The sequence below is a fragment of the Syntrophomonas sp. UBA5494 genome, from assembly GCF_002426325.1.
Map to the genome: position 1 here is coordinate 1 of NZ_DIPG01000072.1, position 10374 is coordinate 10374.

Genomic DNA, 10374 nt, shown 5'->3' on the forward strand with positions numbered 1-10374 from the left:
CAATGCGGCATGGCCAGACTCAAGGGGATGAGAAAGAAATCGGGTGCCAGAGGCAGAAAAGAAGATTCCGCAAAAGCAGTGAAGAGCAGCCCCCAAATGCCGTATTGTTCTAAAAGGCGAACTATTGATTCCCACATACGAGTATATGTTCCTTATTATATTGATAGATGCCATGTTATTATTCCGACACCGGTTGCGGAAAGCATGATCACTGACTACAAACTGTACCGAAAAAATATAGAAAATATATATGACGGTATCAGCTAAAAATAAGCTTAGCATCAGTATATCATAGAATGCAGCCCGGGTTGATGCATAACGGCCACAACTGTATGCTTGCAAAATCGTAGTATGATTTTGGGTGGAGTGATTTATTGCCAGGAAATCAGGTAAATTGAAGCCATTATTGAGAAAAAAGCTGGAAATCAGTAGAATAGTAAAAGACCCTGAAGATGATTGTCTAGGAGGCTGGCAGAATGCATAAAAGGTTGTTTATCCCGGGTCCGGTTGAAGTGCGCCCGGAAGTACTACAGAAGATGGCAAGCCCCATGATCGGGCACCGCAGTAAAGACGCCTCGGCTTTGCAAGGCCGCATCAGCGATAAAATGAGAACCCTGTGGTCCACTCAGCATGAAATCCTATTATCGACCAGCTCCGGCAGCGGATTGATGGAAGGAGCGGTAAGATCCTGCACGGCCAGGAGAGCGGCGGTTTTTTCCGTTGGCGCGTTCGGTAAAAGGTGGTTTGATATTGCGTCCAATAACAATGTTCCGGCTGATTTATTCGAAGTGGAGTGGGGCCAGGCCAATACCCCCGATATGATTGATGAAGTTCTGTCTTCCGGCAAATATGACCTGATCACCATCACCCATAACGAAACCTCCACCGGGGTGATGAATCCGGTTCAGGATATAGCTGCGGTGGTAAAAAGCCATCCTGAGGTAGTCTATTGCCTGGACACCGTCAGTTCAACCGGAGGCACCCCGATTCATGTTGATGATCTGGGGGTTGATATCTGCATAACTTCAACTCAAAAGGCCCTGGGTCTGCCGCCCGGAATGGCCGTTTGCACCTTTTCGCAGAAGGCCATCGAGCGCGCCAAGGAAGTCCCTTTCCGCGGCTACTATTTGGATCTGCTGCAGCTATATGAATATATCAGGAATAAGGATCACCAGTATCCTTCGACACCTTCTTTAAGTCATATGTATGCCCTGGATTTTCAGCTGGAACGCATCCTCACCGAGGGTCTGGAAAAACGCTGCGAAAGACACCGGCAGATGGCGGAGTATGTCAGGTCATGGGCCAGGAAGTATTTTGCCCTGTTTGCTGACGAGCGCTACCTCTCCGATACCTTAACCGCCATCACCAATAACCGCAACATCGATGTGGCCGATCTCAACCGCCAACTGGGAGAGCGGGGATTCCAAATATCCAACGGCTATGGCAAGATGAAAGACAAGACTTTCCGCATCGCCCATATGGCAGATCATACTCTGGAGGATATTCAAGAATTACTGGGGCATATTGAGGATATCCTTCAGCTCGGATCCTGATTATTAATTATTGAGGAGGACTATTATGGCAGTAATCAGACCGTTTCGAGCGCTGCGGCCCATCCCGTCTTTAGTGGACCGGGTGGCTGCACTGCCTTATGACGTGATGAGCAGTGCGGAAGCCAGAGAAATGGTACGCGACAACCCCTACTCATTCTTGCATGTTGATAAAGCGGAAATAGATTTGGAAGCCGGTATCGACCTCTATGATGAGCGGGTTTATGTCAAAGCCAGAAGCAATCTGGACAAAATGGCGGCTGAAGGGGTTTTTATTCAGGACCAAACCGCTCGTTTATATATTTACCGGCAGCAACGGGGGCAGCGCGCACAGACTGGTTTGGTGGCTTGTCTTTCCATAGACGACTACCTCAATGATATTATCAAAAAGCATGAACTAACCCGGGCCGATAAGGAGCAGGACCGCATCCGCCATGTTGACAGCTGTGATGCGCAAACCGGGCCCATTTTCATTACCTATCGCAGCCAGGAGCAAATCAACGCGATAATTCAGGCCTGGATAAGTAGGCACCAGGCCCTTTATGATTTTGTATCCGAGGACGGTATTGGCCATACCGTGTGGAGCATCGACCATGACGAAGTGATTCTGAGTCTGGTGGAGCTGTTCGCCCATATCGACAGGCTGTATATCGCCGACGGCCATCACCGTTCCGCTTCAGCGGTGCAGGTGGGCCTGCAGCGCAGAGCTGATAATCCCCATCATACTGGCCGGGAAGAATACAATTATTTTCTGGCCGTTATTTTCCCCGATCACGATCTCTACATAATGGATTACAATCGCCTGGTTCGGGATTTAAACAATCACAGCCGGGAAGAGTTCTTAAGCCTCTTGGAAAAAGATTTTGAGGTTACTGCCTATTCCGGGCCGGGTCCTTACCAACCCCGGGCGCCCAAAACCTATGGCATGTTTCTGGAGGACAGCTGGTATATTCTAAAAGCCCGGCCGGGCACCTATGATGTCCTTGACCCGGTGGCGCGCCTGGATGTGTCTATATTGCAGAACAATCTCCTGGGGCCCATTCTGGGGATCACCAACCCCCGTACCGACAAACGCATCGATTTTGTTGGCGGGGCTCGCGGCCTGGAGGAGTTGGAAAGCAGGGTGGCCGATGACATGAAAATCGCTTTCGCCATGTACCCCACCACTATAGCCGATTTAATGGCCATTTCTGATGCCGGTAAGATCATGCCCCCCAAGTCAACCTGGTTTGAACCCAAACTGCGCAGCGGCATATTTATCCACAAGCTGACCTAGGCAATTGACAGGCTTCAGGACCGGGGTTTTAACCCCGGTCCTTTATTCGGCTTTGGCACCGAATGCGGTTGTCATTGTTAAACAGGCAATATAGAATGAAATCAACATGATCAATTGCTTGAGGAGGACGATTTATGTTCAAGTTCAACAAGGAGAAATTAGAGGAACAGGCCAATAAGCTGGCGCAAAAATCAGGCAAACTTCTGGAAAGCGGAAAGTTGAAACTCAATATCTCTAATCTGGAGCGTGACATTACCCAACTCAAAACCGAATTGGGAGATAAGCTCTACACCGCTTATCGCAACAATGCCAATGCCGAGGCCGAATTGATGGAAATCTGCCAGAAAATCGATACCCTATACCGACAAATCGATGAAATCAAACAGCAGATCGACAACCTGCAAGAATAGCAATTCTGAACACCTCATACACCTTGCCGCAGAACCGGATTTTATTCCTCGTGGATAAGCCGGCCGCCTTTTTGCCAGCCGTGGCGTCATCAGTCAGGGCGCAGCGCCAAGAGGGCGGCCGGCTTTACGCCCTGCTGTCAGCCGCCTGCTTTTGTTAACATCTGTATATTCGTACTACGCAATATTTGTCAGGACCAATCTTCTGCCTGATTTGTCAATGCCGCTTAATACTATTGCCTTTATATCTTGGCAGGCATATAATTGAATCAAGATACAATATACCCAAGGGGGGTAAGGTAATGGAATTGACATCTCAACAAAGGCGGTATTTGCAGGATATTTTCGGTGATAGGATTAATTTTGAGAAGAGGGAACGGCAGCTTTATAGCTCTGATGTAGCGGCCCTGCCGGGCCTTCTGAGCGGTATGGCCGGCCATTCGGAACCGGCCGCCATAGTGCAGCCCCGGGATGAGGACGAACTGGTTCAAATAGCGGTATGGGCCCAGAATAATAAAATCCCCTTGACAGCCCGCGGCAAGGCCACTTCGGGGTACGGAGGCACCGTGCCTTTTCAAGGCGGCATGGTAGTGGAGTTCAACCGCATGCGCAAGATCATGGCAATTGACACCGGGGCCTGCAGCATTAAGGTGCAGCCCGGTGCGGTGTGGGAGGATATTGACCGGAGGCTCAGAGAGCGGGGATTGACCTTGAAATCCTACCCCACCAGTTATCCCGCCTCAACTGCGGCCGGTTGGCTGGCAACCGGAGGGGCCGGAATTGGCAGCTATGAGGCCGGCTATTTCAGGGACAGCGTTTTACAGGTGCGTCTGGTCCAACCTGACGGCGAGATAAAGGTTCTTTCAGGTGAAGATCTGGATCTGGTTGTTAACGCATCAGGCATCAGCGGCTTCATCAGCAGCATCGAGTTCAGGGTCATGCCCCTGGAAAAACTGGAGGTGCAGGCTTTTGCCTTTGATCAGGCCAGCGCTGCGGCTCAATTTATAGAAGCCCTATATGAAGAGCAGGTGCCTTTATGGTCGCTTAGTTTCAGTAATCCTGAAGCAGCCCGGTACCGCAACCGCATGCCGCTTAACCCCCACCATGGCCCGGGCCGGGATCGCCTTGAGGTTCCGGAACAATTCATCGTCCTGGCGGCCTATTGGCACTCCTCTTCAGCCCGGGAGCTGCTGGGCGACATGGCCGCTAAACATGGCGGGGCATTATTAGATGATGAGACTGCCTTACACGAGTGGGAAAACCGCTTTAGCCCCATGAAAGCCAAGCGCCTGGGGCCTTCACTGATACCTGCTGAGGTGGTGGTGCCGGCCTCCGGGCTGGCGGCGGTTTTACACGGGCTGCAGCATAAGATCGCTCTTCCCCTGCTGCTGGAAGGCTTTGCGGTCAGGGGCAAAGAGTTGGTACTGTTAGGATTCATCCCCCACGATGAGCGCAAGCTGGGCTTTAATGCTGCTTTCGGACTTTCCCTGACCGTGCTTAAAATCGCCCTGCAAAACGGAGGCAGGCCTTATGGACTGGGAATGTACTTCTCCGCGTTCGCTCCGCAGCTGCTGGGTGTTCAGACCGTGGAATCGCTAAAAAGCATGAAAAAGCGAACCGACCCGGCGGGGATTATGAACCCCGGCAAGACCATCGATACAACCTTACTGGCCCGGGCGGTTCGCCAGGCTCTGTCCTGGGAGGGGGTCATAACTGCCGTAGCCAACCGTTTTCCCGGTAATCCCCCGGCCGAGCATCCCCGGCCCCAATCGGGACTTCCTGCCGAAGTGGCCTGGTTGAGCTATACATGTTCTTCCTGCGGATACTGTGTGGACAGCTGCGACCAGTATTATGGGCGGGGATGGGAATCGCAATCACCGCGCGGCAAGTGGCGGCTGTTGAAAATGGTGGCCGAAGGCAAGACCAGGCTGACTCAGGCGGACGTTTCAACCTTTTTGGCCTGCACCACCTGTGAAACCTGCAACGCCAGGTGCCAATTGGAAATGCCCATTGAACCCGCCTGGATGACACTGCGCGGACAGCTGGTTGAGGAAAAGGGATTTCATTCTCTGCCCGCCTTTCATATTATGGAAGCCAGTGCCCGTAAAGAGTGGAATATCTGGGCCCGCTATGCCAAGGACCGTGATGCCTGGCTGCCCGATGATCTTAGAAGCAAGATTAAAGACCGGGCGGAAATTGCCTACTTTCCCGGGTGTACCTCTGCATTTGTTGAGCAGGATGTGGCGCTTGCCACTGCCAGATTGCTGGATAAGGCCGGGATCGAGTTCACTTATTTGGGGAAAGAAGAGGCCTGCTGCGGGATACCCATGTTGATGGCCGGGCGCTGGGATGCTTGGGAAGCTATAATGGACCATAATATAGAATTGATGAAAAGCAAAGGCGTCAAAACCATTGTTACCTCCTGCCCGGCCTGCCGCCTGGTGTGGGAGACTTACTATAAGCGCTGGATGTTAGACCGGGGAGAGCAATACCATTTTACCGCCAAACATTACTCCGAGGTACTGGCGGAACAGATCGCTGCCGGCCGATTTGAAATACCTGAAACTTTAAAAGGGAGATTCACCTACCACGATCCCTGTCACATGGGGCGGGCCAGCGGTGTATACGAGGCACCCCGCCGGCTTATTCAGGCTATTCCCGGCATTGACTACCAGGAAATGGAGTTTAACCGTTCACAAGCCCACTGCTGCGGGTCGGTGATGACTCTGGTGGCTGACCCCGAGGCTGCCGCCCGCATCGGCCAGGTAAGGCTGAACGATGCCCAAAAGGTGCAGGCCCAAACCATAATCACCGCCTGTCCGTGCTGCCGCTTTCAACTGCAGGTATCCGGCCGGGTTAACAACATGGATATTCAAGTACGCGATCTGGCTACGGTTGCAGCCCGGGCCTGCGGTTATGATATTCCCGACAGTGAAGCGGTGATGGAACGGGACTGGGTGCCTTTCGATATTATGATACGCATGTTAAACCCGCGGGGAATGGCGGATATGATGGCCGAGATGATGGATGACCTGATTCAGGCCATGCCCGGTCCAATGGCGGGTATGATGAAGTGGCTGCGAAGCCGGAAACCGGCGCTAAAAAAACCTCTGATTGCAGCGATGAAGCCTGTGATGCCCAGGCTCTTTCCCATCCTGTTGCCGGGTATGCTGCCCAGGGTGATGCCTAAAATGCTGGAAATGGTCAAGGCCAAGGTGTCTATGCCCGACTTTATGGCCGAACAGATGCCGGACTTGATGCCACCGGCCATGGCCGACCTCATGCCCAAGATGCTGCCCGATATCATTCCTTATTTCATGCCCCATCTGGAGTCTTACTTGCAGGCAGAAAACAAGCCAGAGGTTGTTCTGTCCCGCTAAAATAAGAGAGCTCAGGGGGTGAGGTATTCACCCCCTGTTTGATCCTCCGGCCCTTTCTTAAATCCTTCTGAAAATGCACGGCAGTACCGGGCAAATGCTTATCCCTCAGGCCGTGCCGCAGTGCAGAAAATGCGCCGGTATGTGTTTAGACAAGCTGCCCGGCATGCGGTATCATGGGAAAAGGAAAGGAGGCTTGGGTATTGAAAAAGAAGCGTGCCTTAATTACCGGGATTTCTGAATTGGCTCCGCATAAAACCGCATATGGACAAAAGACCCTGGCCTTGCTGGCTGAATCCAGCCGTTTGGCGATTGAGGATGCGGGCCTTCAAAAACGCGATATAGATGGGCTCCTGGTCACTCCTCCCAGCGAAGACAGCGCTTTTATGTGGCCGGCCCAGGTAGCCGAGTATTTGCAGATTAAACCGGTTTTTCTCAATATGGTGGAATTGGGGGGAGCCAGTGCGGCTGGAGCTGTAGCCCGGGCGGCCATGCTGGTTGAAGCAGGCATATGCGATAATTGTCTGTGCCTGAGCGGCGGGGTTTGGGACAGCCAGGTCTTTAATACCCTTGAGGGCAAAATGTCAGTGATGTCCCAGGCGGAAATAGATTTTGAATTGCCTTATCTGCCCATGGGATTCAATACCGGATATGCTTTAATCGCGCGCCGGCATATGCATCTCTACGGTACTACCCCTGAGCAAATGGCCAAAATTGCCGTGGATCAGCGCTTTAATGCCCTGCACAATCCCCTGGCTCTATTCAACCAGGCTCCGCTCACCATCGAAGAGGTATTACAGTCGCTGCTTATTACCAACCCCCTGCATCTCCTGGAGATAGTCCGCCCCTGCAGCGGCGCCGCGGCAGCGGTTGTCAGCCGGGCCAGCAGCGATATGAATACGCACCGCAGTGTTAGTGTTCTGGGTTGGGGAGAGGCCTGCACGCATAATTCCATTGTGTATTCGGAGGAGATAACTATCAGCCCGGTGAAGGAATCGGCCCAGCGGGCCTTTGCCATGGCTGAATGCGGCCCTGCAGACATTGATCTGGTTTCACTCTATGATTGTTATCCCATCACAGTACTGATCACTTTGGAAGACGCCGGCTTCTGCGCCAAGGGCGAAGGGGGCTCGTTTGTAGCCCGGCACAACCTGACATATCAGGGCGATTTTCCATGCAATACCCATGGAGGCCAGCTTTCCATGGGGCAGCCTTCATTTGCCGGGGGTATGTCGCATATTATCGAGGCAGTTCGCCAATTGCGGGGGGAGGCCGGGATACGCCAGGTTCCCCAAAACCGCCTGGCCTTTGTAAACGGCAATGGCGGTGTGATGAGTACGGAGAGCAGCCTGGTGTTAGGGAGGACGGAGCATGTGTGATGATCAAACCCGAATTTACTATCAGCATTTGAAACAGGGAGAATTATGGCTGCAATACTGTTTAAACTGTCAGGAGCATACTTTTTACCCCCGCAGTCATTGCCCGGGGTGTTTGGACCAGAAACTGGAGTGGAGAAAAAGCGGGGGACAGGGCAGGGTGTACAGCTACAGCATCATTCACGTACAGAGCCTGGCAGATGACGATGTTCCTTATATCTATAGCCTGGTCACCCTGGATGAGGGGGTTCGTCTGGCTACCCGCATAGTCGATTGCAGCCCGGAAGCGGTTCATGTGGATATGGGGGTTGAAATGGTGGTAAGAGCGATAAACGGTCAGCTCATGCCGGTATTTAAGCCCGTTGCCGGTCTTAAAAGCCAGGCCTGATCAAGCCTGTTGCGTAATCTCAACCCGATAAATATTTTGCGTCCACATTATGTTATAATCAATACTATATAGCGATTTAAGGAGTAATTTAATGGAATTAGAACAATGCGTGAATTTTGTGTTGACTAAAGCTCAGAACGCAGTACAGCAGCTATTTAAAGCTGAACTGGCACCGTATGGCGTGACCCCGGGTCAATATGCAGTATTAAAGTGTCTCTGGGACGAAAATGGCCAGACTGCCAAGCAGCTATCCGAACGGCTCTATCTGGACGGATCCACTGTGACCGGTATACTGGACCGGATGGAAAACAAGTCCCTGATCAGCCGCCAGCCCGATCCCAAGGATCGCAGGGCTGTACGGGTTATGTTGACCGAACAGGGCCGGGCCCTGAACGAACCGGTCAATGCCGCTATCGAACGGGCCAACAAGAAGGCTCTGGAGAGACTGGAACCCCAGGAGTCGGCCTTTCTTAAGAAATTGCTGGAAGAGCTGAATCACGGTTCATAACTTACCTTAATTTCCTGTCATGGTATGATCCATACACAGCACTCATTTTTAGCAGACTAGATTTTATTCGACATTATCAGACCTGCAGCCAGGAAATGGCAAGATTCCTGCAATACTTTGCATACAAATATATGATTGACAAAGCATTTGCCTGTTTTATACAATTCAGTTACGACGGGATATTGCCGCCTGAGTTTTTGTGCGCAGGCGGAGTACAATATGGTGAAAAGGAGTGAGAGTAATGGATTTCCAGCTAACAGAGGAGCAGGTACTGGTTAGAGAGAACATGCGAGAGTTTGGCAAGACCTATGTAGATCCGATAGCGGTAGAAATCGATGAGAACAGCCGCTTTCCTGCCGAGGTCATCCAAAAGCTCGGCGAAGGCGGTTGGATGGGAATGCCGATTCCCCAGGAGTATGGCGGAGCCGGCACCGATTATCTGACCTACGCCATCGCGGTGGAAGAGCTTTCCTATTTTTGCGCCGCTACAGGTTTTACCATGTCCGTACATACCGGCCTGGTTTGCATGCCATTGTTGCTTTTTGGGAATGAGGGTCAAAAGAAACAATACCTGACTCCATTGGCCAAAGGTGAACACCTGGGGGCTTTTGCCTTAACTGAGCCCGGAGCCGGCACTGATGTCGGGGCTGCCACCTCAACTGCGGTTCTGGATGGTGACGAGTGGGTCTTAAACGGCACCAAGACCTTTTGCTCCAACGGCCCGGTAGCGGATACATACATCACCTTCGCCTGGGTGGAAAAAGAAGAAGGCGGCCGGGGCATGACTTGTTTCATTGTTCCTAAAGAGACAGCAGGGATGCGGGTTGGGGCACATTTTGCCAAGATGGGCCTCCGGGCTTCGCAGACTTCAGAAATCATATTTAAGGATTGCCGCATACCTAAAGATAACATAGTCGGTAAGGTGGGAGATGGCTTAAAGATAGCCATGAATAGCTTTGATCACGGTCGCATCGGCATAGCCGCTCAGGCAGTCGGCATCACGCAGGCCGCCCTGGACGAGTCGATAGCTTATTCTAAACAACGGATTCAATTTAATAAACCCATCAGCAAAAACCAGGCCGTTCAATGGTGGATTGCCGATATGGCAACCGAGGTTGCTGCAGCACGCTATTTGACTCATAGTGCTTGTTATCTGAAAGATCAGGGCAAGTCCTTCAGTAAAGAGGCGGCTATGGCCAAGCTGTTTGCTGCCGAGTGCTCTATGCGCCACACCGTGAAGGCGGTTCAGATTTACGGAGGCTATGGCTACATCAAAGGACAGAAGGTGGAGCGCCTGATGCGCGATGCTAAAATAACCGAAATCTATGAAGGAACCTCCGAGGCACAGAGAATGGTTATTGCCGGAAATGTGCTGCGTTAGATAAGATTAGGCCAGAGAGTTTATAAAAGACGCCACAGCATCATATCAGATCTGCGGCGTCTTTGTTGTGCGCCCGGCATGGGCGCGGATCCATAAATATCTCCGGGCAGG

The 10374-nt window shown here is 51.9% G+C and carries 8 protein-coding genes; all 8 read left to right on the top strand.

The window, feature by feature from the left end:
• Positions 1–476: 476 nt before the first annotated feature.
• The 8 genes from B3W37_RS08470 (at position 477) to B3W37_RS08505 (ending at position 10263) form a co-directional block, all read left to right on the top strand.
• Complete coding sequence (locus tag B3W37_RS08470; protein ID WP_483175376.1) at positions 477–1553, top strand: pyridoxal-phosphate-dependent aminotransferase family protein; 1077 nt, start codon at positions 477–479, stop codon at positions 1551–1553.
• Positions 1554–1578: 25 nt separating this feature from the next.
• Positions 1579–2826, top strand: a complete 1248-nt coding sequence (locus B3W37_RS08475) for a DUF1015 domain-containing protein (RefSeq protein ID WP_483170369.1) — start codon at positions 1579–1581, stop codon at positions 2824–2826.
• A gap of 134 nt (positions 2827–2960) precedes the next feature.
• Positions 2961–3236 carry a hypothetical protein gene (locus B3W37_RS08480; RefSeq protein WP_483175377.1) on the top strand — a complete coding sequence of 92 codons (276 nt, stop codon included), beginning with the start codon at positions 2961–2963 and terminating at the stop codon, positions 3234–3236.
• Positions 3237–3535: 299 nt separating this feature from the next.
• Positions 3536–6613: an FAD-binding and (Fe-S)-binding domain-containing protein gene (locus tag B3W37_RS08485; RefSeq protein WP_483175378.1), complete on the top strand. Its 3078-nt coding sequence runs from the start codon at positions 3536–3538 to the stop codon at positions 6611–6613.
• Between the two features lie 200 nt (positions 6614–6813).
• The gene (locus B3W37_RS08490) at positions 6814–7989 is read left to right on the top strand and encodes a thiolase family protein (RefSeq protein WP_483175379.1); all 1176 of its coding nucleotides are present in this window, start codon (positions 6814–6816) and stop codon (positions 7987–7989) included.
• Positions 7982–8374, top strand: a complete 393-nt coding sequence (locus B3W37_RS08495) for a Zn-ribbon domain-containing OB-fold protein (protein WP_483175380.1) — start codon at positions 7982–7984, stop codon at positions 8372–8374. The genes B3W37_RS08490 and B3W37_RS08495 overlap by 8 nt, the downstream gene beginning before the upstream one ends.
• Before the next feature lie 91 nt (positions 8375–8465).
• Entirely contained in the window at positions 8466–8882 is a 417-nt protein-coding gene (locus B3W37_RS08500; RefSeq protein ID WP_481042863.1) for a MarR family winged helix-turn-helix transcriptional regulator, read from the top strand.
• A gap of 241 nt (positions 8883–9123) precedes the next feature.
• Complete coding sequence (locus B3W37_RS08505) at positions 9124–10263, top strand: acyl-CoA dehydrogenase family protein (protein ID WP_483170360.1); 1140 nt, start codon at positions 9124–9126, stop codon at positions 10261–10263.
• Positions 10264–10374: the final 111 nt, after the last annotated feature.